At 60.8% G+C, this 23348-nt stretch carries 23 protein-coding genes; 19 read left to right on the top strand and 4 right to left on the bottom strand.

The features are described from left to right. Positions 1-151: 151 nt before the first annotated feature. The 7 genes from CYG48_RS06610 to CYG48_RS06640 all read left to right on the top strand — a co-directional run bounded on the left by CYG48_RS06610 (position 152) and on the right by CYG48_RS06640 (position 6359). On the top strand, positions 152-436 hold the full coding sequence (locus CYG48_RS06610) for an acyl carrier protein (protein ID WP_105373468.1): 285 nt from the start codon (positions 152-154) through the stop codon (positions 434-436). A gap of 28 nt (positions 437-464) precedes the next feature. Next, positions 465-938 (top strand): 3-hydroxyacyl-ACP dehydratase FabZ family protein, encoded by a 474-nt coding sequence (locus CYG48_RS06615; RefSeq protein ID WP_118849638.1) that lies wholly within the window; start codon positions 465-467, stop codon positions 936-938. A gap of 34 nt (positions 939-972) precedes the next feature. After that, positions 973-2175, top strand: coding sequence for a beta-ketoacyl-ACP synthase (locus CYG48_RS06620; protein WP_199925238.1), 1203 nt, complete (start codon positions 973-975; stop codon positions 2173-2175). Positions 2176-2186: 11 nt separating this feature from the next. Beyond that, on the top strand, positions 2187-3473 hold the full coding sequence (locus tag CYG48_RS06625) for a beta-ketoacyl-ACP synthase (protein WP_118849639.1): 1287 nt from the start codon (positions 2187-2189) through the stop codon (positions 3471-3473). 60 nt (positions 3474-3533) lie between these two features. Then, complete coding sequence (locus tag CYG48_RS06630) at positions 3534-4562, top strand: zinc-binding dehydrogenase (protein ID WP_118849640.1); 1029 nt, start codon at positions 3534-3536, stop codon at positions 4560-4562. A gap of 11 nt (positions 4563-4573) precedes the next feature. Beyond that, entirely contained in the window at positions 4574-5503 is a 930-nt protein-coding gene (locus CYG48_RS06635) for a lipid A biosynthesis lauroyl acyltransferase (protein ID WP_118849641.1), read from the top strand. A 145-nt stretch (positions 5504-5648) separates the two neighbouring features. Beyond that, positions 5649-6359 carry a PAS domain-containing protein gene (locus CYG48_RS06640; RefSeq protein WP_199925239.1) on the top strand — a complete coding sequence of 237 codons (711 nt, stop codon included), beginning with the start codon at positions 5649-5651 and terminating at the stop codon, positions 6357-6359. Positions 6360-6362: 3 nt separating this feature from the next. Here the strand turns inward: CYG48_RS06640 and CYG48_RS06645 are convergent, their stop codons facing one another. Beyond that, positions 6363-6770 carry an SRPBCC family protein gene (locus CYG48_RS06645; RefSeq protein ID WP_118849643.1) on the bottom strand — a complete coding sequence of 136 codons (408 nt, stop codon included), beginning with the start codon at positions 6768-6770 and terminating at the stop codon, positions 6363-6365. A gap of 183 nt (positions 6771-6953) precedes the next feature. Here CYG48_RS06645 and gndA point away from each other — a divergent pair, with 183 nt between their 5' ends. From gndA to CYG48_RS06665, 4 genes are all read left to right on the top strand, one after another. After that, a complete protein-coding gene (gene gndA, locus CYG48_RS06650; protein WP_118849644.1) occupies positions 6954-8387 on the top strand; it encodes an NADP-dependent phosphogluconate dehydrogenase in 1434 nt (477 codons plus the stop codon). Positions 8388-8462: 75 nt separating this feature from the next. Further along, a complete protein-coding gene (gene mgrA / locus CYG48_RS06655) occupies positions 8463-9512 on the top strand; it encodes an L-glyceraldehyde 3-phosphate reductase (protein ID WP_118849645.1) in 1050 nt (349 codons plus the stop codon). A 79-nt stretch (positions 9513-9591) separates the two neighbouring features. After that, entirely contained in the window at positions 9592-11202 is a 1611-nt protein-coding gene (locus tag CYG48_RS06660; protein ID WP_118849646.1) for a glycoside hydrolase family 43 protein, read from the top strand. Positions 11203-11330: 128 nt separating this feature from the next. After that, on the top strand, positions 11331-11672 hold the full coding sequence (locus CYG48_RS06665; RefSeq protein WP_118849647.1) for an RcnB family protein: 342 nt from the start codon (positions 11331-11333) through the stop codon (positions 11670-11672). A 45-nt stretch (positions 11673-11717) separates the two neighbouring features. On the opposite strand, the gene znuA is transcribed toward CYG48_RS06665, so the two are convergent. Beyond that, positions 11718-12698 (bottom strand): zinc ABC transporter substrate-binding protein ZnuA, encoded by a 981-nt coding sequence (gene znuA, locus CYG48_RS06670; protein WP_118849648.1) that lies wholly within the window; start codon positions 12696-12698, stop codon positions 11718-11720. A gap of 97 nt (positions 12699-12795) precedes the next feature. Between znuA and CYG48_RS06675 the strand changes: the two genes are divergently transcribed. From CYG48_RS06675 to CYG48_RS06685, 3 genes are read left to right on the top strand one after another with little or no spacing between them, the layout of a single operon-like run. Next, the gene (locus CYG48_RS06675; protein WP_118849649.1) at positions 12796-13740 is read left to right on the top strand and encodes an ATP-binding cassette domain-containing protein; all 945 of its coding nucleotides are present in this window, start codon (positions 12796-12798) and stop codon (positions 13738-13740) included. Then, positions 13733-14554, top strand: a complete 822-nt coding sequence (gene znuB / locus CYG48_RS06680) for a zinc ABC transporter permease subunit ZnuB (protein WP_118849650.1) — start codon at positions 13733-13735, stop codon at positions 14552-14554. Before CYG48_RS06675 ends, znuB begins: the two co-directional genes overlap by 8 nt. A 15-nt stretch (positions 14555-14569) precedes the next feature. Beyond that, positions 14570-14980 (top strand): Fur family transcriptional regulator, encoded by a 411-nt coding sequence (locus CYG48_RS06685; protein WP_118851527.1) that lies wholly within the window; start codon positions 14570-14572, stop codon positions 14978-14980. On the opposite strand, the gene CYG48_RS06690 is transcribed toward CYG48_RS06685, so the two are convergent. Both CYG48_RS06690 and CYG48_RS06695 read right to left on the bottom strand, forming a co-directional pair. Continuing rightward, positions 14977-15504 (bottom strand): gamma carbonic anhydrase family protein, encoded by a 528-nt coding sequence (locus tag CYG48_RS06690; RefSeq protein ID WP_118849651.1) that lies wholly within the window; start codon positions 15502-15504, stop codon positions 14977-14979. The genes CYG48_RS06685 and CYG48_RS06690 overlap by 4 nt on opposite strands. A 24-nt stretch (positions 15505-15528) precedes the next feature. Continuing rightward, entirely contained in the window at positions 15529-16215 is a 687-nt protein-coding gene (locus CYG48_RS06695) for a fumarylacetoacetate hydrolase family protein (protein ID WP_118849652.1), read from the bottom strand. Between the two features lie 143 nt (positions 16216-16358). Here CYG48_RS06695 and dusA point away from each other — a divergent pair, with 143 nt between their 5' ends. The 5 genes from dusA to CYG48_RS06720 all read left to right on the top strand — a co-directional run bounded on the left by dusA (position 16359) and on the right by CYG48_RS06720 (position 23306). Next, on the top strand, positions 16359-17387 hold the full coding sequence (dusA, locus tag CYG48_RS06700; RefSeq protein WP_118849653.1) for a tRNA dihydrouridine(20/20a) synthase DusA: 1029 nt from the start codon (positions 16359-16361) through the stop codon (positions 17385-17387). Positions 17388-17613: 226 nt separating this feature from the next. Further along, positions 17614-18702 (top strand): recombinase RecA, encoded by a 1089-nt coding sequence (gene recA, locus CYG48_RS06705; protein ID WP_118849654.1) that lies wholly within the window; start codon positions 17614-17616, stop codon positions 18700-18702. Positions 18703-18882: 180 nt separating this feature from the next. Continuing rightward, positions 18883-21543, top strand: a complete 2661-nt coding sequence (gene alaS, locus CYG48_RS06710; protein WP_118849655.1) for an alanine--tRNA ligase — start codon at positions 18883-18885, stop codon at positions 21541-21543. Positions 21544-21594: 51 nt separating this feature from the next. After that, positions 21595-22461: a tRNA 2-thiocytidine(32) synthetase TtcA gene (gene ttcA, locus CYG48_RS06715; RefSeq protein WP_118849656.1), complete on the top strand. Its 867-nt coding sequence runs from the start codon at positions 21595-21597 to the stop codon at positions 22459-22461. A 20-nt stretch (positions 22462-22481) separates the two neighbouring features. Continuing rightward, positions 22482-23306, top strand: a complete 825-nt coding sequence (locus CYG48_RS06720; protein WP_118849657.1) for an inositol monophosphatase family protein — start codon at positions 22482-22484, stop codon at positions 23304-23306. Positions 23307-23348 lie beyond the last annotated feature (42 nt).

Below are 23348 nucleotides of genomic sequence, written 5' to 3' on the forward strand. Positions count from 1 at the left end.
TGGACTGACGGGATTGTTGTGACCGCCTCTGGCGACCTCCATTGCTGAATTAGCAACAGGGGCCATGCAAATCTTGCCGCTTTGGCAGGAGGCCATTGGCATTTGGAAACGATTTCCCTATGTGGAACCTGATTTTCATATTCTAGAGGACATGGGCGTGACTGCTACATTCGACAAAGTTGCCGATATTATCGCTGAAACCAGCGAAATCGATCGCGAGACCATCACGCCGGAGAGCCACACGATCGATGATCTCGGCATCGACAGCCTCGACTTCCTCGACATCGTGTTTGCGATCGACAAGGAATTCGGCATCAAGATCCCGCTCGAGCAGTGGACGCAGGAAGTCAACGAAGGCAAAGTTTCCACAGAGGAATACTTCGTCCTGAAGAACCTGTGCGCCAAGATCGACGAGCTGAGGGCGGCAAAGGCCTGATCGGTTTCGATCGCCTGCCGGCAATCTGATGTTGCTCGAATATTTCCAGATGATCGATCGCATCGAAGCGGTCGATCTGGGAGCAAAGACCTTGAAGGCGCGTTCGGTCGTGCCTTCGAAGAGCCCGGTGTTTGAAGGCCATTTTCCCGGCATGCCTTTGGTACCCGGTGTGCTTCTGATCGAAACCATGGCGCAGGCATCCGGTATGCTGGTGCTGGCTGCTTCCGATTTTGCCGCCATGCCGTTTCTTATGTCGGTCGACAACGCCAAGATGCGCACATTCGTGGAGCCGGACGCCGTACTCGATATCGAGGCCTTCCTGGAGCATGAAGGTTCGGGTTACGCCGTGACCAAGGCCAAGATCACGAGCAACGGGAAAAAGGTCTGCGACGCGCAGTTGAAGCTTCGCACCATGCCTTTCAGTGAAATCCCGCTGGCTCCGGTCGTGCGCAAGCGCGCCGAAGAAGTCGGCCTGATGGACGCCATTGCCGCGAACGCCTAGAACCTATCCGAGATCAGGGTAGGCATAAGAGGACATGATGAAGTCTGACAATGATGTCGTGATCACCGGTGTTGGTATCGTCACCTGCCAAGGCGTCGGCAAGGAGCCGCATGTCGCTCTTCTTTCGGCGGCTGAAGTCGGTGCGCCGAAGGTTGAGACGGAGCGGTTTGCGCCATACCCGGTCCATCCCATGCCGGAGATCGATTGGTCGGCACAAATCCCCAAGCGCGGCGACCAGCGCCAGATGGAAAACTGGCAGCGGCTTGGCGTGTTTTCGGCAGGTCTTGCTCTGGATGATGCCGGCCTGAAGGCGGACGCCGAAGCATGTGCCTCGATGGACATGATCGTTGCCGCCGGTGGTGGCGAGCGCGACATCAAGGTCGACTCGCTCATCGTGGACGAGGCACTGAAGCGCAATGACCGGGAACTGCTGCTGAACGAAAAGCTGACGACCGAACTGCGCCCGACGCTGTTCTTGGCCCAGCTTTCCAACCTGGTCGCTGGTAATATCTCAATCGTGCACAAAGTGACCGGCTCATCTCGTACCTTCATGGGCGAAGAAGCCGCAGGCATTACCGCAGTCGAGACCGCATTCCACCGCATCAAGGCCGGCCAGTCCACGCATAGCCTCGTCGGCGGCGCCTTCGTCGCGGAACGCGCCGACATCATTCTGCTGGTTGAAGGCATTCGTGCCCATGCGACGGGTGAGTGGCATCCGCTCTGGTCCCGTTCCGAGGACAATGGCGGCGGCATGATGATGGGTTCCGTCGGTGCCTTCCTCGTGCTCGAGTCGCGTTCGCATGCCGAAGCGCGTGGTGCACATATCTATGCCGTCATCGAGGCCATCGAAGGCGACCGTGGCAACCGCGACGAGGGCAAGCTCGAAAAGCGCTTGAGCCGCCTGGCTGCCCATGCCGGCGATCTCTCCAAGGCTGATACAGTTGTTTTCTCCGGCGCCAGCGGCGTGCATGACATTACCAAGCGCGAAAAGTCGCTTCTCGCATCGCAGCTTGATGGTGCACCCATTCGCGGTTACGGCGGCATCACCGGCCACGGTATGGAAGCACAGTTCCCGCTCGGCCTGGCGCTGGCGGCCCTGACGCTGGATAGCGGCGCAACCGTCCCGACATTTGATTCCGAAAATGAGAAGCCGATGACGGCGCCGGCGAAACACGCGGTGGTGACGACAGTCGGTTATACGCGCGGCGAGGGGCTTGCCGTCCTGTCGGCCGCGTAAAGGAGATTGCGATGAGCGAGACACGCTTCAAGGATCATCTCGGCCGCCCGATCGTCGCCGTCACCGGCATGGGCGTCATCACCTCGCTCGGTCAGGGCCTGCAGGATAACTGGGCGGCTTTGACCTCCGGCACGTCCGGCATCCACAAGATCACCCGATTCCCGACGGACAAGCTGTCGACGCGCATCAGCGGCACGGTGGACTTCATCAAGGTGCCGGCCGAAAACTCCGTGGAGCGTTCCTTCGCCTTCGCTCGCGAGACAACGATCGAGGCACTGGCGCAGGCTGGTCTGTCCGGTGATTTCGAAGGCCCGCTTTTCCTTGCAGCACCTCCGGTCGAGCCGGAATGGTCGGATCGGTTTGCGCTGGCCGATCGTTCGGGACCGTCCAAGGCAGAAGGTGACGCCTACGACCGCTTCCTCGCCGCAATGCGCGTTCGGCCGGATCCGGTGTTTCTTGAAGCCGTGCAGTTCGGCTCGATCTCCGAGCGGCTGGCCGACACATTCGGCACCCGCGGCCTGCCGGTGACGCTCTCGACCGCATGCGCATCTGGCGCAACCGCTATTCAGCTTGGCGTTGAAGCCATCCGTCAGGGGCGCACGGATCGGGCGCTGACCGTGGCGACCGACGGCTCGGTGAGCGCCGAAGCTCTGATCCGCTTTTCGCTTCTCTCGGCGCTTTCGACACAGAATGATCCGCCGGAAAAGGCTTCCAAGCCCTTCAGCAAGGACCGCGATGGCTTCGTCATTGCCGAGGGCGCTGCAACGCTGGTGCTGGAATCGCTGGAATCGGCGGTGGCGCGCGGCGCGAAGGTTCTCGGCATCATGAAGGGCGTCGGCGAGAAGGCCGATCACTTCCACCGTACCCGTTCTTCGCCGGACGGCGGACCGGCGATCGCGACCATTCGCGCAGCACTGACTGACGCCGGCATGGAAGAAGGTGGCATCGGTTATATCAACGCGCACGGCACCTCCACACCGGAGAACGACAAGATGGAGTATGGCTCCATGCTCGCCGTATTTGGTGACAGGTTGAAGGACATTCCGGTGTCTTCCAACAAGTCGATGATCGGCCACACGCTGACGGCTGCCGGCGCGGTCGAAGCGGTCTTCTCGTTCCAGACCATGCTGACAGGCACGCTTCCGCCGACGATCAACTACCATAATCCCGACCCGACGATCGTGCTTGATGTGGTGCCGAACCAGAAGCGGGACGCGGCGCCGACAGCCGTTCTCTCTAATTCCTTCGGTTTTGGCGGGCAGAACGCCAGCCTTGTCATGACCGTGGAACCGTCTTAGAGACACCGCCATTACGAATAGACGACGATTTGGCGCCCTTGCGGCGAAGGATGAACTATTATGCGCGCTCTGCAACTGATCGACGACCGCAGGCTTGAAGCAGTGGATATTCCTGAGCCCGAGGCTCCGGGTCCGGGTGAGGTGACGCTTCGTGTGAAGGCTGTCGCCCTTAACCACATCGACGTCTGGGGCTGGCGCGGCATGGCATTCGCCAAGCGAAAGATGCCGCTGACGATCGGTGCGGAAGCATCGGGCGTGGTAGAAGCAATCGGTCCGGGCGTGTCGAACGTGCTGCCGGGCCAACTCGTTTCGATTTACGGTGCCCGCACCTGCGGCCTTTGCAAGCCGTGCCGCGAGAAGCGCGACAACCTGTGCGAAAATGTCTCCGGCGTGCATGGCTTCCACCTGGACGGTTTCGCGCAGGAGAAGACTAACCTGCCTGCGCGTCTGCTGGTCGCGGCACCTCCCGGCGTCGATGCGGTCGCTGCGGCACTCGCACCTGTAACGTTCGGCACGGTCGAGCACATGCTGTTCGACAACGCGAAGCTGCAGCCGGGCGAGACAATCCTTGTACATGCCGGCGGATCCGGCATCGGCACGGCGGCAATCCAGCTGGCGAAGAAGATGGGCTGCACCGTCATCACCACCGTGGGGTCCGACGACAAGATCGAGAAGGCCAAGGCCCTCGGCGCTGATCACGTCATTAATTACCGCGCCGACCGCTTCGAAGGCGTCGTGCGCAAGCTGACGAAGAAGAAGGGCGTCGACGTTGTCTTCGAACATGTCGGCAAAGACACCTGGGCGGGTTCCATGCTCTGCCTGAAGCGTGGTGGCCGACTGGTGACATGCGGTTCCACCTCTGGTGTCTCGACCGAAATGAACCTGATGATGCTCTTCCAGCAGCAGTTGAAGCTGCTCGGCTCCTTCGGCTGCCGGATGGAAAACATGGCGGACGCGATGCAGAAGATGGCGCAGGGCATCGTGCGCCCGGTCATTGATACCGAAGTCACATTCGCCGAGATCAACAAGGCGCTGGAGCGCATGGAAGGTCGCCAGATCTTCGGGAAAATCGTGCTTCGCATGGATTGAGGAAACCTCTCGTGAAGATGTTCCTCACCCGGATCGTGCTCAAGCTGCGCAACTTCCAGCAATGGCTGGTTGCGACGCTGGCGTTCGGCTTCCTGAATTTCCTCAAGATCTTCCCCGCTGACCCGGCCATCCGGTTCGCGGACAGGCTGGCGCGCCGGGTCGGGCCAAAGCTCGGGCGGCACAAGCTGATGCGGGTCAACCTGCGTAATGCCTATCCGGAGAAGACGGACGAGGAACTGGAGGAGATCGCGATAGCGAGTTGGGGCCATATGGGACGGCTTGCCGCCGAGTATGTCTTCCTCGACCGGCTGTTCGACTTTGATCCGGAGCGCGCCGAGCCGGGCAGGGTAGAGGTGTCGGGCATCCCGATCTTCATGGATCTGCGCGACAACCCGCGGCCGTTCATCGTCTTTACCGCGCATACTGGTAACTTCGAACTGCTGCCGGTCGCGGGCAAGGCGTTCGGCCTTGAAGTGACGGTGATGTTCCGACCGCCGAACAACCCTTATATCGCCGACAAGGTTTTCGAGTTTCGCGCGAGCCGCATGGGTCAGCTCGTACCCTCGCATGCTGGTTCGTCATTCGCGCTTGCGCGTCGGCTGGACGAGGGCGGCGGCATTGGCGTGCTCGTCGACCAGAAGTTTCGCAAGGGCATCAAGACGACCTTCTTCGGCAATCCCGTCCAGACCAATCCGCTGGTCGCAAAGCTCGTGCGGCAATTCGATGCGGAGGTTTATCCGGCCCGTTGCATCCGCCTGCCGAATAACCGTTACCGGCTGGAGATCGAGCCGAAGATCGAAGTGCCGCGTGACGCGGCCGGCAAGCTCGATCTGCAGGCGATGGGCCAGTTGCTGAACGACAAGGTAGAGGCTTGGGTGCGCGAATATCCGGAGCAGTGGCTGTGGTACCATGACCGCTGGCACATCAAGCGTTACCTATGATTCCGCAAAGCTGCGACCATTGCAGCAATTCATCGACTAGAAATTGCATCTCGACCGAGATGAAGCTTTAATCAGTATAGCTTTTGATTTGCCCAAGCCGCATGAACACACAGCGGTTGTGGCCCCGGATATGGGGAGGGGTTTTTTGGAAGCACTGATAAATCTCTTCTGGGCGAAATACGCTGACCTGCACGGCGCAATCGGGCGGCAGGATCTTGCCACCATTGCCAAGCTTGATGCAGAGCTCGATCCGCTTCTGGAGGCGATCTTCTCGACCCAAGCTCGCGACCAGGCGAGCGTCCTCATCCAGTTCCGCTTTGCGCTCAAGCTCCTGAAGGAAGAAGCTGACGATCGCGGTTGCGTGCGCCGCAATGTCCACCTCATGCAGATGCTCGTGGAACGCTATCTCGCCGGCGGGAAGGCTGACGAGGCACAGGCCTCTGATGCGGAAGGCTCCGAGATTGCCAACATCGAGGATGCGACCGTCGATGGCTTCCTGGATGACGCCGTGCTTAACCGGCTGTCACAGCGGGTCATGGTTGTCACGCCGGGATATCGGATACTCTACACCAACGACACGAATGCAAGCCGCTTTGCCATCTCGCGCGAGCAGTTGATCGGCAAGCATGTCGCCGAGTTCGTTGGTCTCCATTGCTTCCGCAACGAGTTCAAGTCGGCGGTAGACCGATGCCTTGAGGGCAAGAGCCTGCCGTTGACCTATGCGGTGGACCTCGACGGTGAAATCGTCGTCATGCGCTGCCGCATGTCGCCGTTTGCTCTCTCTCCATCGAAGCCGGCTTGCGCACTTGTCGTGATGGAAGAGGAAGCCGACCGCCGCAGGCGCCCGGCCGCTTGAGCGTCAGGCTTTACCCTCAAGAACAGCCTTCAACGCCATCAGATCCTTCTGGACATGGGCGGCATCGGCCTCGAAGACTTCCTCTGTCATCTCCGGACGCTTCAAGAGCGTGAACATGACCTCGGCGCCGTCGACATTGGGTACGACGCGCATGGGATTACCAACCACCGTGCCGTCTTCCATCGCGACTGTATGGTCGAGAATGCCGTATGGGTTGTTGGGTGAAAAGCGCACGCGAATCCTGCCGATCGGTCCGCCATCTCCGATCCATTCGTCGCCGTCACGCCTTAGGCCTTCAGCGAGGCCGGACGCCCAATACTGCATGTTCTCGGGCTTTGACGCATAGGCATAGACCTCCTGCCATGGCCGATCGATGCTGACATGGATGATGCGCGCCTGATAGACTGCCATGGGTCTCCTCCTTGTCGTCTCTCGGATGAACCAGCATAGCAATGCATGAGAACAAAACAAGATCGTGCATGGCCGGGATGATCAGGCGTCGCTGAAATTTAATCGTTTCGCGTCGTCATCGGCTTGCTCACGACCTATATGGGTGTAACAACATCGCGCGAATCTTCAAATGGAGGCACATCCGTGGAACAGGCAGAAATAGGCCTAATCGGGCTCGGCGTCATGGGCTCTAATCTCTCGCTCAACATCGCCGAAAAAGGCAACAGGATTGCCGTGTTCAACCGGACGCCTGAGGCGACGCGCCAATTTTATGCGCAGGCCGGCCACCTCCAGAAGCAGATCATCCCCTGCGAAACGCTGGAAGAGTTCGTTGCAGCCATCCGCCCGCCGCGGCCGATCATCATCATGATCAAGGCTGGCGATCCGGTTGACCAGCAGATGGAGCTCCTGCGTCCATACCTATCGGCTGGCGACATCATGATCGATGCCGGAAACGCCAATTTCCGCGACACGATGCGCCGCTTCGATCACCTCAAGGATTCCGGCCTTACATTTATCGGCATGGGCGTCTCCGGTGGTGAAGAAGGTGCCCGCCACGGTCCTTCGATCATGGTCGGCGGCAAGGAAGAAAGCTGGAAGCGCGTTGAGAACGTACTGACGTCGATCTCCGCGAAGTTCAACGGCGACCCTTGCGTCGCCTGGCTCGGCGAGAATGGCGCAGGCCACTTCGTCAAGACGATCCACAATGGCATCGAATATGCCGACATGCAGATGATTGCCGAGATCTACGGTATCCTGCGCGACGGGCTTGGCATGAGCGCCGCCGAGATAGGCGAGGTCTTCGACAAGTGGAATAATGGTCGCCTCAACTCCTACCTGATCGAGATTTCCGCCACCGTGCTCAAGGCCGCCGACCCGATCTCCGGCAAGCCGATGGTGGACCTGATCGTTGACGCCGCCGGCCAGAAGGGCACCGGCAAGTGGTCGGTCATCGAGGCGCAGAACATGGGCGTTGCCGCGACAGCCATCGAGGCTGCGGTCGCTGGCCGTATCCTGTCGTCGCAGAAGAGCGAGCGCGAAGCAGCCGAAAAGATCTTCGGTCTTCCGAAGATTGCCGACCTGCCGAGCGACAAGGCGGCCTTCATCAACGATCTCGAAAACGCGCTGCTTGCCGGCAAGATCGGCGCTTATGCGCAGGGCTTCGCGGTCATGGCGGCTGCCTCGGCCGAGTACAAGTGGAACCTGCCGATGCCGACGATCGCCAGGATCTGGCGTGCCGGCTGCATCATCCGGTCCCAGTTCCTCGACGAGATCACGTCCGCCTTCACCAAGGATCCGGATGTCGCCAACCTGATCGTCACCCCGGCCTTCGCACAGATGGTCAAGGATACCGATGGCGCATTGCGTCGCGTCGTCTCCTTCGCAGCGCTCTCCGGTCTGCCGGCGCCGGCGCTGGCTTCCGCGCTGTCTTACTTCGACGCCTACCGTCGTGCCCGTGGCACGGCAAACCTCGTCCAGGCACAGCGTGACTTCTTTGGCGCGCATGGCTTCGATCGCATCGACGGCGTCGACAAGCACCATGGCCCGTGGGGCAGCGGCCTCGGGGAGTTTGCCTGAGACACAAGTTCCAGAAGGGCTGCCCGCAAGGCAGCCCTTTGTTTTTTTGCCCATGACATTCGAGGAGGGGACGCGATGAGCTGGCAGCCGGCCGCCATTCGTTATGAGACCATGAAATACAACCGCTGCGGACGCTCCGGCCTGAAGCTGCCGGCGATCTCGCTCGGCTTGTGGCACAATTTCGGGGACGACACGCCGCATGAGCGCAAGGTTGCCATCTGCCGCAAGGCGTTCGACCTCGGCATCACCCATTTCGATCTCGCCAACAACTATGGCCCGAAGCCCGGCAGCGCGGAACTGGCCTTCGGCCAGATCCTGCGCGAAGACTTCAAGGGCTACCGCGATGAACTGATCATCTCGTCAAAGGCGGGCTACAACATGTGGCCCGGTCCTTATGGTGAGTGGGGCAGCCGGAAATACCTCATCGCATCCTGCGACCAAAGCCTGAAGCGCATGGGGCTGGACTATGTCGACATCTTCTATTCGCATCGCTTTGATCCGGACACGCCGCTTGAGGAGACCTGCGGCGCGCTCGATCAAATCGTTCGGTCGGGCAGGGCGCTTTACGTCGGCATTTCATCCTACAATTCGCGACGCACCCGCGAGGCGATGGCGATCCTCAAGGAACTCGGCACGCCGATCCTGATCCACCAGCCCAGCTACTCCATGATCAACCGCTGGGTGGAGGAGGACGGGCTGCTTGATACGCTGGAGGAACTCGGCATCGGCTCGATCGTCTTCTCGCCATTAGCACAGGGCATGCTGACCTCGAAATATCTTGGCGGCATCCCGGAAGACAGCCGCGCCGCCCAGGGCAAGTCGCTGCGGCCAGCGTTCCTGAACGACCAGAACATCGCCAACCTGCAGGCGCTGAACGCCATCGCAGAGCGCCGCGGCCAGACGCTTGCCCAGATGGCGATTGCGTGGGTCTTGCGGGGCGGGCGGGTCACGACGGCGCTGATTGGCGCAAGCCGTCCGGACCAGGTGGAGGATTGCGTAAAGGCGCTTGATCGTCCGGACTTCACGGCAGAAGAACTCGCCGAAATCGACAGATACGCCACGGACGCCAACATCAACATCTGGGCCGCTTCCGCCGAACGTCCCGGCCCGTCGCGTAACAAGTAGAAACCAGGTCGTGCCCGGCGCCTGTGTGCCGGGCATCTTTTTCGCGCAATTCTGAGTTACGTGCCTCAGGAGGAGAGACATGATTCGCAATCCCATCCTGCCCGGGTTCAATCCTGACCCGTCCATCTGCCGCGTTGGTGAGGACTACTATATCGCCACCTCCACATTCGAGTGGTACCCGGGCGTCCAGATCCACCATTCCCGCGACCTCGTGAACTGGACGCTGGTTCGGCGGCCTCTCGAGCGCGCGAGCCAACTGGACATGCGCGGTAATCCGGACAGCTGCGGCGTCTGGGCGCCATGCCTCTCCTATGCCAATGGCCTGTTCTATCTGGTTTATACCGACGTGAAGCGGCTCGACGGCAACTTCAAGGACGCCCACAACTACATCGTCACGTCACCCGCTATTGAGGGTGAGTGGTCGGATCCGGTCTATGTAAACTCCTCCGGCTTCGATCCTTCGCTATTCCACGATGACGATGGGCGGATGTGGTTCCTGAACATGCAGTGGAACCACCGCACCGAGAGTTATGGCGGAGCACCGAAGCACCCGGCCTTTGACGGAATCCTGTTGCAGGAATGGGACCCCCAGGCAAAAGCGCTGAAAGGGCCGATCAAGAACATTTTCGCCGGCAGCCCGCTGGGACTGGTCGAAGGCCCGCACCTCTTCAAGCGCAATGGCTGGTACTACCTGACGACCGCTGAAGGTGGCACCGGCTACAGCCACGCCGTGACGATGGCGCGTTCGCGCACGGTCGACGGCACGTATGAGATGCATCCGAACACCCACCTCATCACCTCCAAAGACGATCCCGATGCCGTGCTGCAGCGGGCAGGGCATGGGCAATATGTCGAGACGCCCGATGGGCAGCCTTACCACACGCATCTCTGCGGCCGGCCGATGCCGCCCAGCAGACGCTGCACCCTGGGACGAGAAACCGCACTTCAGAAGTGCGTCTGGAAGGACGATGACTGGCTGTATCTCGCTCAAGGTGGCGTCGTGCCGGATGTCGATGTTCCGGCGCCAACCGACGTGGAGCCCGTGGAGAAGCCGCGCCGCATCGAGAGGCAGTTCAACGACACAAAGCTGCCGGAAGAGTTCCAATGGCTGCGCACGCCGCACCCGGCACGGATCTTCAGCCTGGATCAGCGGCCGGGCTACCTGAGGCTCATCGGCCGCGAAAGCATCGGGTCCTGGTTCGAACAGTCGCTGGTCGCACGCCGGCAGGAACATCATTCCTTCCGCGCCGAGACAGTCATCGAGTTCGACCCTGAGACATACCAGCAGGCGGCGGGGCTGACCCATTATTACAACCGGCACAAGTTCCATGCGCTCGTCGTGACGCTGCACGAGAAGCTTGGGCGCGTCGTCACCATATTCTCATGCCCGGGAGATTTTCCGCATGCGCGAATGATCTTTCCGGTGGAAAGCGGCGTCGCGGCTCCGCAGGGCGCACTGCATCTTGCCATGGAGATCCGCGAAAACGACCTGCAGTTCTTCTGGCGCGCTACGGGTGAGCAGCAGTGGCAGACACTGGGGTTGGTACTGGATGCCGGCGTTGTGTCCGATGAAGGCGGTCGCGGAGAACATGGCTCCTTCACCGGTGCCTTCGCTGGAATGTTTGCTTTCGATACGTCAGGCCGAGCCAAGCCGGCAGATTTCGAACACTTCGTCTACGAGGTGCTTTAGATGCTCGCAGGGTGCTTGAATAGGTGCCGCTAACATGCGAAGTTCATTACGAAAACGTAATCTGAAATTCAGTTTGCGTTCATCGGCGAAAACCTAGTCTCCTGGTCGTGAAACATCAGGAGACAGTCATGAAAAAGTTCTTTGCCATCCTCATCTCCGCCACCGTTCTTGCCTCGCCGTTTGCGGCGCAGGCCCAGGATTGGCGGAACGGCCCGGATCGCGGTCGCCATGTCGAAAAGCAGATCGACAAGCGCGTCCATGTGAACAAGAAGGTCGTTCAGAAGAACCGCTGGGTGCGTGGCCAGCGCATCAAGGCTGCCGACCGTCGCCGGATGGCTGAGATCCGCGACTACCGTCGCTACCGGCTTTCCGCTCCGCCGCGCGGCCATCACTGGGTCAAGGTGGACAACAACTACCTGCTGGTTGCCATCACCTCCGGCATCATCTCGAGCATCGTTGCCGCTCGGTAGTCCTCTTGAGGACGCGGGGCTCCCGCGTCCTCACCAATTCGCCCGTCACGTTCGCTGTGACAGGCATTCCGTGATCGAGCGCGCCAGGCCACGCATCATCTCGAAATAGAGGTCGGGTCCGGCCTCCAGCGTTGCCGCTTCCGGATCAAGCGTGCCGGAGCGTGCCGATGTTCCTTCAGTCACGACGGCGACCAGCTTGGGTTCAAACTGTGGTTCGGAAAACACGCATGTCGCGCCGAGATCGGCAACCTTCTTCCGGATCTCTTTCAGCCGCTCCGCGCCCGGCATCATTTCCGGGCTGACGGTGATCGAGCCCGCGACCGTGAGGTCGTAACGTTTCTCAAAATACTGGTAGGCGTCATGGAAGACGATGAAGGCCCTGTCCTTCACGGGTGCGACCGTCGTCTTGATCTCGGCGTCCAGGGCATCGATCTGGCGCAGCAACTCGGCCGTGTTGGCCTGGTAGGCACCTTCATTGGCCGGATCGACCTTGATCAGGCTCCTTTCGATCGCCTGCGCCATGGCTTTCGCATTAACCGGGTTCAGCCAGAGATGCGTATCGAATCTGCCCTGGTCATGGTCGTGCTCGTCATGGTTATGTGAATGGTCTTCGCTTGCAGCATTACCGTGGTCGTCATGATCCTCGTCGCCATGGCCATGAGCTTCGAACGGACCGCCTTCGCGAAAGGCAAGCTTTTCGAGTCCCGGCGCATCTTCAAGCGTGACGACTTCAGCCTTGGCGGCGAGGGCGCCTAGGGGCTTTTCCAGGAAGGTTTCCATGCCGTGGCCGACCCATACCACGAGATCTGCGTTTTGAAGTGCCCGTGCATTCGATGGCTTCATGCTGAACGTATGCGGCGAAGCGGCGCCATCCACGATCAGGTGCGGCTCTCCGACGCCTTTCATGATCGCGGCCGTTAGCGAGTGGATCGGCTTCATCGACACGACCACTTCCGGCGAAGCAAAGGCACTCGTGGCGCCGACGAGCGCGGTACCTGCTGCGGCGAAGAACGAGAGAGGCTTCATATACAGCTTCCTATTTCTCAGGCGTAATGTTATTACATTAATTGCGTTATGCTATAACGTGTGCCATGACGCCGGACAACAGGGAAAGAATGAAAAGATGCTGATGAGCAATCGCGTCGCAGCGCAGGCGGTTCGCGACGAGCAGTTGGTTTCGCTGGTGAATGCCGGCGTGTACCGCGACGGGCGCTGGCTTGTGCGCGGCGTGGATTTGAGCATCAAACGCGGCGAAGTCGTGACATTGATCGGCCCGAATGGTGCCGGCAAGTCAACAACGGCCAAGATGGTGACCGGTGTACTCAAGCAGGACGAGGGCTCGGTGACACGCTCGTCCCACATGCGGATCGGCTACGTGCCGCAGAAGCTCGCAATTGACTGGACCATGCCGCTCTCCGTACGGCGATTGATGCGGCTCACCGGCTCGCTCTCCGACGCTGATCTCCTTGATGCGCTGGGGGCCACCGGCATCCGCCATCTGGTGGATTCCGAAGTGCGTCATCTATCCGGCGGCGAATTCCAGCGGGCGCTCTTGGCGCGGGCGATCGCACGCAAGCCGGACCTGATGGTACTCGATGAACCGGTGCAGGGCGTCGATTTTGCGGGCGAGAGCGCGCTGTACGACCTCATTCGTTCAATCCGCACGTCAACAGGCTGCGGCATCCTCATGATTTCACATGATCTTCACATGGTCATGGCTGGCACGGATACGGTGATCTGCCTCAACGGCCATGTCTGCTGCCGTGGCACGCCAGACACCGTCAGCCAGAGCGCCGACTACCTGAAGCTGTTCGGCAATACACGTTCCCTTGCCGTCTACAGCCACCACCACGACCATACACATCTGCCGGATGGCCGGGTGATGCATGGCGACGGCTCGATTACCGACCACTGTCATCCAGACGACGGTCACCACCACGGCCATGACCATGGGCACCATAACGATCATGACCGCGATCACCCGGTGCACGATCATCCGGGTCACGATCATCACGGCCACACCCATCACCACGCTGCGACCGAAGACAGGCAGGACAATCATGCTTGACGACTTCTTTGTCCGCGCCCTGATCGCCGGCATCGGCGTGGCCCTGACCGCCGGGCCGCTGGGTTGTTTCGTCGTCTGGCGCCGCATGGCCTATTTCGGTGACACGATGGCCCACTCGGCCTTGCTTGGCGTGGCGCTGTCGCTGTTCTTCGAGGTGAACCTGCTGCTTTCGGTGTTCGGCATCGCCGTGGTGGTCTCATTGCTGCTGCTCGGCCTGCAGCGCAAGCAGTCCCTGTCGGCTGACGCATTGCTTGGCATCCTCTCTCATTCGGCACTGGCGATCGGTCTGGTCCTTGTTGCCTTCATGACCTGGGTGCGCATCGACCTTATCGCCTTTCTGTTTGGTGACATCCTTGCCGTCACCCCGGCAGACATCGCATTGATCTGGGGCGGTGGCGCGCTGGTCGTGACTGCACTTGCCTTCCTCTGGCGGCCGCTGATCGCCTCCACCGTCAGCGAGGATCTGGCTGAAGCGGAAGGCATGAAGCCCGCCCAGGCGCGGCTGTTTTTCATGCTGCTGATGGCGCTGGTGATCGCAATCGCCATGAAGATCGTCGGCATCATGCTCATCACCTCGATGCTGATCATTCCTGCCGCAACGGCGCGTCGCTTCTCCGCAAGCCCGGAGGTGATGGCGGTACTCGCCTCCCTGATTGGCGTCCTTGCTGTCGTGGGCGGCCTGTTCGGCTCGCTGCACTACGACACGCCGTCTGGTCCTTCCATTGTGGTGGCCGCACTCCTACTTTTCATCCTGAGCCTGCTGCCTGCCGCCGGCAGAAAGACGTCCGGCCGCGCCGGCAGCAAGGGAGTATGATCCATGAACGCACCCGTGTCCTCGCCTTCTCTGACGAAGAACCAGACGCTGGTCTTTGACGTGCTGAGCCGCTCGGAAGCGCCCATGAGCGCCTATACGATCCTCGATAAGCTACGCGACCACGGCTTCCGGGCGCCACTGCAGGTCTATCGCGCGCTCGACAAGCTGACCGAGCTTGGCATCGTGCACCGGCTTGAAAGCCTGAACGCTTTCGTGGCTTGCGCTCATCGGGAAAGTACCTGTTGTGGCGCGGGCCATGGTCATGGCACCGTCGCCTTCGCCATCTGCGAAAGCTGCGGCCAAGTATCCGAGTTCCATGACCACGAGGTTGATCATCGCCTGGGCGACTGGGCCAGGGGCAGGGGCTTCAGACCAGCCAAGACCACCATCGAAATACGCGGGCTTTGCCGTGGCTGCGCCGCCTAGAGCGGACGCAGGTCGCGGGCGAAACGCTTCCAGTTCGCGACATACCTCTCGGCAGACTGCCTGAGTTTTTCCACCGCCGCGTCGTCGAGCATCCGGATTGCCTTTGCGGGTGAACCGACGATGAGCGAATTGTCGGGAAATTCCTTACCTTCGGTAACGAGCGCGTTTGCGCCCACCAGGCAGTTCTTGCCGATCTTCGCCCCGTTGAGGATCGTAGCGCCCATGCCGACCAACGAGTTGTCGCCAATCGTGCAGCCATGGATAATCGCGTGGTGGCCGATCGTGCAGTCTTCGCCGATCCAAACGGGGTGGCTCGGATCCGTGTGGATCATCACTCCTTCCTGGATATTGGAGCGCGCGCCGACAACGATCGGTTCATTATCGCCGCGCAGCACCGTGTTGAACCAGATGCCCACGTCCTCGGCGAGCTCAACGCGGCCAATAACGGTGGCGTTCGGTGCGATCCAGTACCGATCGGGCGTCGGCAGGCTCGGCTCGAATTCTCCCAAGGCATAAACGGGCATATTACGTCCTCCCCGAAAATATATTCAGCTGACGGTCAGCGACAGGGTGCCGATGCCGTCGATAGCGCAATCGACCTTGTCGCCGCGCACCACTGGACCAACACCAGCCGGCGTGCCGGTCATGATCACGTCGCCCGGAGCGAGTACGAACAGTTTCGAAAGTTCTGCAATGATTTCCGGCAGTTTCCAGATCATTTGGTTTAGGTCGCCGCTCTGCTTGCGCTCGCCGTTGACCTCAAGCCAGATCGCCCCCATTTCAGGATGACCGAGTTCGGTTGCCGGTACGATGGCAGACACCGGAGCGGACTTCTCGAAGGCCTTTGCAGCCTCCCACGGGCGGCTCATCTTTTTGGCGACGTCCTGGAGGTCACGGCGGGTGAAATCGATGCCGACGGCATAACCATAAACCTTGGATATGGCGTCGCTGACAGGGATATCCGACCCGCCATCGGCCAGTGCGACGACCAGTTCTACCTCGAAATGCACGTTGCTGGAGGCCGACGGGTAGGGGAAGGTGTCGCCGTTAAACAGATTGTCCGCGTTCTTCTGGAAAAAGAAGGGCGGCTCGCGGGATGGATCATGCCCCATTTCAATCGCATGGTCGGCGTAGTTGCGGCCAACGCAATAAACCCGGCGCACCGGAAACTGCTCTGTCCTGTCTTTGACATCGAGCAAGACGGGTTCTGGAGACGGGATGACTGTGGCGCGCATGAATTAGTCCTGATCAACAAATGGGGAGGGACATTCGGTGTCCCCTTTTGAAAGGCTGCCATGGATAGTCCCGTTCGGGCAAGCCGCACAACTGGCAGATCGGGCTGCTTTGAGGTATGGAGCCCCCAAAAAGGATTGAACGCATGTATGCTGAGGCGCTGAAAGACGGCCGCAAGATCTTTGCCGTAGCCCCGATGATCGATTGGACGGATCGGCACTGCCGTTTCCTGCATCGGCAGATGTCGAAGCAGGCCCTTCTTTATACCGAGATGGTGGTCGCCGACGCGATCATCCACGGGCCGCGCGAGCGTCTCCTGTCGTATTCACCGGAAGAACATCCCGTGGCACTCCAGCTCGGTGGCTCGGATGCCGGCAAAATGACGGAAGCCATCCGCATCGCCAGCGATTACGGTTATGACGAGATCAACCTCAACGTTGGCTGCCCATCCGACCGCGTGCAGTCCGGTACGTTCGGCGCCTGCCTGATGCGCGACGGCGCGCATGTCGCAAGCCTCGTCGAGGCCATGAAGAAGGTGTCCCCGGTACCGGTCACGGTGAAGTGCCGGATAGGCGTCGATGACCAGGAACCGTCCGAGGTGCTGCCGGAATTCCTCAGCCGGATGATCAGCGCCGGCGCCGACGCGATCTGGATCCACGCCCGCAAAGCCTGGCTGCAGGGCCTGTCGCCCAAGGAAAACCGCGAAATTCCCCCGCTGGATTATGCGCTGGTGCACCGGACGAAACGCGAAAACCCCAACGTCTTCATCGGCATCAATGGCGGCATCGGCGATCTCACGCAGGCACGCGAACACCTGGCGGTGATGGACGGCGTGATGCTCGGTCGAGCAGCCTACCAGAATGCCGGACTGCTGGCAGGCGTTGATGATCTCCTTGGCTCAGGCGCGGCGGCCGAAGGCTGTAGGCCGGAGGTTGATTGGTGGGCGCTGCGCGACACCATGATGGATTACGCGACAGGCTTAATCGCATCAGGCGGGCGGCTGCATCACGTCACGCGCCACATGGTAGGCCTGTTCCAGGGTTACGCCGGCGCTCGGCGCTTCCGGCAGATCCTCTCAACCGACGCGACACGCCCCGGTGCGGGTGTGGACGTGATTGCAGCCGCCTTCGCTGCCGTGGATATCCCAAGCGGCGTCAAATGGCTCGCAAGCTAGTCATCAGGTCCATCTGATTCGTTACCAGGCGGTTTTGCGCGTGCCCCGTTGTCCACAGGTCCTGGATCTCCAAACGACATGGGAACAAAAAGAGAAGGTGCGACTGATTCCGATTTAGAAACAGCTACATCATCGTCCCTTGCCAAACGAGAACAAAAAGAGTACATGTTGGTCGTCGGCTGCTTCATTGCTTGCACGGCGGCAATAACCTAAAGGTGGACCAAACATGGCACAGAACTCATTGCGGCTCGTAGAGGATAAAGGCGTGGACAAGAGCAAGGCGCTGGAAGCAGCACTTTCGCAGATCGAACGGTCCTTCGGCAAAGGATCGATCATGAAGCTCGGCGCAAACGAAAGCGTCGTCGAGATCGAAACAGTTTCGACGGGCTCGCTGAGCCTTGATATTGCGCTTGGCGTCGGTGGACTGCCCAAGGGGCGCATCATCGAGATCTACGGCCCGGAAAGCTCGGGTAAGACAACGCTTGCATTGCAGACGATCGCGGAAGCCCAGAAGAAGGGTGGCATCTGTGCTTTCGTTGACGCGGAACACGCGCTTGATCCGGTTTATGCGCGCAAACTTGGCGTCGATTTGCAGAACCTCCTGATCTCGCAGCCGGATACCGGTGAACAGGCCCTCGAAATCACCGATACGCTGGTGCGTTCTGGTGCCGTTGATGTCCTGGTGGTCGACTCGGTTGCCGCCCTGACGCCGCGCGCGGAAATCGAAGGCGAAATGGGCGACAGCCTGCCGGGTCTTCAGGCCCGCCTGATGAGCCAGGCGCTGCGCAAGCTGACCGCCTCGATCTCCAAGTCAAAGACGATGGTGATCTTCATCAACCAGATCCGCATGAAGATCGGCGTGATGTTCGGTTCGCCGGAAACCACGACAGGTGGCAACGCCCTGAAGTTCTATGCCTCGGTTCGCCTCGACATCCGCCGTATCGGCCAGGTCAAGGAACGCGAAGAGGTGATCGGCAACCAGACCCGCGTGAAGGTCGTCAAGAACAAGATGGCGCCTCCCTTCAAGCAGGTCGAATTCGACATCATGTATGGCGAAGGCGTCTCCAAGACCGGCGAACTGGTCGATCTGGGTGTTAAGGCTGGCATCGTCGAGAAGTCCGGGGCTTGGTTCTCCTACAACAGCCAGCGTCTTGGGCAGGGCCGCGAGAATGCGAAGACCTTCCTGCGCGACAATCCTGAAGTGGCCCGCGAGATCGAAATGTCGCTGCGCCAGAATGCAGGGCTGATCGCCGACCGGTTCCTCCAGAATGGCGGGCCGGACGCAGACGACGGCGATATGGCTGCCGACCTGTAAGCGGTACCGCCGCACTCGGAGTTTAGTCCACCGCTTACGGTCCAACCGGTCGTGCATGAAAATGCGCGGCCGGTTTCTCGTTTTGTCCGGGGCGGGGCGGCTGGACAGCTAAAGGTGTGGGCGGTACAAGCCTTTGGTTTTTGAACATCAAGACGGCATCCGGCGGTAAAAGGGCGTAGCATGAGCGGCGTGAATGAGATCCGGTCGACATTCCTCGACTACTTCAAGAAGAATGGGCATGAGGCTGTCGCCTCCAGTCCACTGGTGCCTCGCAACGACCCGACCCTGATGTTCACGAACGCCGGCATGGTGCAGTTCAAGAACGTCTTTACGGGCCTTGAAAAGCGGCCATATACGACCGCCGCGACGGCGCAGAAATGCGTGCGCGCAGGCGGCAAGCACAACGACCTCGACAATGTCGGCTATACGGCGCGCCACCACACCTTTTTTGAAATGCTCGGCAACTTCTCGTTCGGCGACTATTTCAAGGAGCGTGCGATCGAGCTTGCCTGGAACCTGATCACCAAGGAATTCGGGCTCGACGCCAGGCGCCTGCTTGTCACTGTCTACCACACCGACGATGAGGCGTTCGACCTCTGGAAGAAGATCGCCGGGCTCACGGACGACCGGATCATCCGGATCCCCACCAGCGACAACTTCTGGGCCATGGGCGATACCGGCCCCTGCGGTCCCTGCTCGGAAATCTTCTACGACCACGGCGACCATATCTGGGGCGGCCCTCCGGGTTCTCCCGATGAAGATGGCGACCGCTTCATCGAGATCTGGAACCTCGTCTTCATGCAATACGAGCAGGTCACGAAGGACGAGCGCATCGACCTGCCGCGTCCGTCGATCGATACGGGGATGGGTCTTGAGCGTGTAGCCGCCGTCCTGCAGGGCAAGCACGACAACTACGACATCGACCTTTTCCGCGCGCTGATCTCCGCCTCGGAAGAAGCAACTGGCGTCAAGGCTGAAGGCGACCGCCGCGCCAGCCATCGCGTCATCGCCGACCACCTGCGATCGTCTGCCTTCCTGATCGCCGACGGCGTCTTGCCGTCCAACGAAGGCCGTGGTTACGTCCTGCGCCGCATCATGCGTCGCGCCATGCGCCACGCCCAGTTGCTCGGCGCGCGCGAGCCGCTACTGTGGAAGCTGCTGCCGGCGCTGGTTCACGAAATGGGTCGCGCCTATCCGGAACTGGTGCGGGCGGAATCGCTGATTTCTGAAACGCTGAAGCTGGAAGAAAACCGCTTCCGCAAGACATTGGAGCGCGGCCTGACGCTGCTGTCCGATGCCACGACGACGCTCGGCAAGGGCGACATGCTGGACGGCGAAACGGCTTTCAAGCTCTATGACACCTACGGCTTCCCGCTCGACCTGACACAGGACGCCCTGCGGGCCCGTGAGATCGGCGTCGATGTGGCAGGTTTCACGGACGCAATGGAACGTCAGAAGGCAGAAGCACGCTCGCATTGGGCCGGCTCCGGCGACAAAGCGACCGAAACGATCTGGTTCGAGCTCAAGGAGAAGCTCGGCGCAACCGAGTTCCTGGGTTACGATACCGAAACTGCCGAGGGTGTGATCCAGGCCATCGTTCGTGAAGGGCAGGCTGTCGAAACAGCGGCTGCCGGTGAGCAGGTGCAGGTCGTGGTCAACCAGACGCCGTTCTATGGCGAATCCGGCGGCCAGATGGGTGACACCGGCGTGATCTCTGCCGATGGCGCCAAGCTGACGGTGTCGGATACCCAGAAGAAGGGCGAAGGTCTCTTCGTTCATACGGCGACTGTCGCCGAAGGCACGCTGAAGGTTGGTGATGCCGTGGCGCTGACGGTTGACCATGCACGCCGTTCGCGGCTGCGTTCCAACCACTCGGCAACTCACCTGTTGCATGAGGCCCTGCGCGAAGTGCTGGGAACGCATGTCGCACAGAAGGGGTCGCTGGTCGCGCCCGAGCGCCTGCGTTTCGACGTGTCGCATCCCAAGCCGATGTCCGCAGAGGAACTGCAAAAGGTCGAGGATATGGCGAACGCCATCATCCTGCAGAACGCACCGGTCACGACCCGCCTGATGAGCGTCGACGATGCGATCGCCGAGGGCGCCATGGCGCTGTTTGGTGAAAAGTACGGCGACGAGGTTCGCGTCGTTTCCATGGGCACCGCGATTGATGGCCCCAAGGCGGGCAAGCCTTACTCGGTCGAGCTTTGCGGCGGCACCCATGTCAATGCTACGGGCGATATCGGCTTGGTTCGTGTTCTTGGTGAAAGCGCCGTTGGTGCCGGCGTTCGTCGCCTCGAGGCCGTTACGGGTGAGGCGGCACGCGCCTATCTTGCGGAGCAGGATGAGCGGGTGAAGGCTCTAGCCGGCGCGCTGAAGGTCCAGCCGGGCGAGGTTCTGTCGCGCGTCGAGGCCCTGCTTGATGAGCGGCGCAAACTCGAAAAGGAACTTGCGGATGCCAAGCGTCGGCTTGCCATGGGCGGCGGCACGGGCGGGTCGGACGGCGATGTACGCGAGATCGCTGGGGTCAAGTTCATGGGCAAGGCACTCACCGGCATCGATGCCAAGGACCTGAAGGGCCTGGCGGATGAAGGCAAGGCGAGCCTGGGTTCCGGCGTCGTGACGCTGATCGGCGTGTCAGAGGACGGCAAGGCAAGCGCCGTGGTCGCGGTGACCGCGGATCTTGTAGGCCGCTTCAGCGCTGTTGATCTGGTGCGTGTCGCTTCGGCTGCGCTCGGTGGCAAGGGCGGCGGTGGTCGTCCCGACATGGCGCAGGCCGGTGGTCCGGATGGCGCCAAGGCTGAAGAAGCCCTCCAGGCAGTCGCAGCAGCGATCGGCGCGTAAGAAAACAGACAGCGGGCTTCAACGGCCCGCTCCTGATGTCGAGGATCAGCAATGGGCATTAATGCGGACATCGGGGATGACCTGGACGAGGTCGTCGACGGGCTCGTTCCGGCGTTGTTCCGCAATGCTCCAAGCTCAGTCTCGTTCAACAAGCTCCGCAAGCGCCTGCTGCGACAGGTCCGCCAGGCGTTCGATGACTTCGGGATGTTGTCGGGCCAGAAGCGTTGGCTGGTTGGACTTTCGGGTGGCAAGGATTCCTATTCGCTTCTCGCGGTCCTGCTGGATCTGCAGTGGCGCGGCCTGCTGCCGGTCGAACTGATCGCCTGCAACCTGGATCAGGGGCAGCCCAACTTTCCGAAGCACATCCTGCCTGAGTTCCTTTCGTCGATCGGGGTCAAGCACCGCATCGAGTATCGCGATACCTTTTCGATCGTGAAGGAAAAGGTGCCTGCCGGCGCCACCTATTGCTCGCTCTGTTCGAGGCTTCGCCGCGGCAACCTTTACCGCGTTGCGCGGGAGGAGGGTTGTGACGCCTTGGTGCTCGGCCACCACCGCGAAGACATCCTCGAAACCTTCTTCATGAATTTCTTCCATGGCGGACGCCTCGCGGGAATGCCGGCGAAGCTGTTGAATGATGACGGCGATCTGATGGTGCTTCGCCCGCTTGCCTATTGCGCCGAAGATGACCTGGCGAAGTTCGCGGCGGCGATGGAATTTCCGATCATCCCCTGTGACCTTTGCGGTTCGCAGGACGGGCTGCAGCGCAATGCCATGAAGCAGATGCTCTCCGATATCGAGACGCGCATGCCTGGCCGCAAGGACACGATGTTGCGCGCACTCGCGCACGTCAATCCGTCCCACCTGCTGGACCCCAGCCTGTTTGATTTCTCCGGCCTCCAGGCCAAAACGTCCGACTAAAGCACCTCCGAAAGATCCCCATGACCATGCCGCTCGACATTGCGAAGCTAGCCGACATCTTGCGCCTTGCTGCCAAGACCGAAATCCTGCCGCGTTTCCGCAGGCTTGGCGGCGGCGACATCCGCTCAAAGAGCGAGCCGAGCGATCTGGTGACAGAGGCCGATGAAGCGGCCGAGCGCCTGATCCGGCGTGAATTGGAAGCGCTTGCGCCCGGCGCCTTGTTCGTCGGTGAAGAATCCGTTGCGGCCGATCCGACACTGCTGGGCAAGCTGGCCGACGCAGAATTCGCGGTGGTGGTGGATCCTGTCGATGGCACCTTCAACTTTGCGTCCGGCATCCCGGCCTTCGGCGTCATGGCGTCGGTGGTCTGGAAGGGCGAGGCGGTTGCCGGCCTCATCTATGACCCGATGGGCGACGATTGGGTGATGGCCGAAAAAGGAGCTGGCGCTTACCTGCGTCGGCCGGATGGCGAGGCGATCAAACTTTCCGTCGCAGAGCCGCGCCCGCTCGAAGCCATGGTCGGCATGGCATCTCCCGGCTACTTCTTTGGTGAACGACGCGAGCAGATCCTGGCCAACCTCGCCAAGGTACGGTTCTTTGCCAACTACCGCTGCTCGGCGCACGAATACCGCACCTTCTCGAGCGGCCATGTTCAGTTCGTGCTTTACAACAAGCTGATGCCCTGGGACCACCTGCCGGGCACGTTGATCGCGGCCGAGGCTGGTGGCCATGTCGCTCGGTTCGATGGTTCGCCTTATCGCCCGCACCATGTGGATGGTGGGCTGCTTGTTGCAACCTGCAGGGACAGCTGGCAGATGCTGCGGCGAGAGATCATCGGCGACTGATCGGAGTGCCGATAAAGCAAAAAGGCCTGCACCACGACTGTG

The organism is Neorhizobium sp. SOG26 (assembly GCF_003491345.1).
Taxonomy (GTDB): Bacteria; Pseudomonadota; Alphaproteobacteria; order Rhizobiales; family Rhizobiaceae; genus Neorhizobium; species Neorhizobium turbinariae.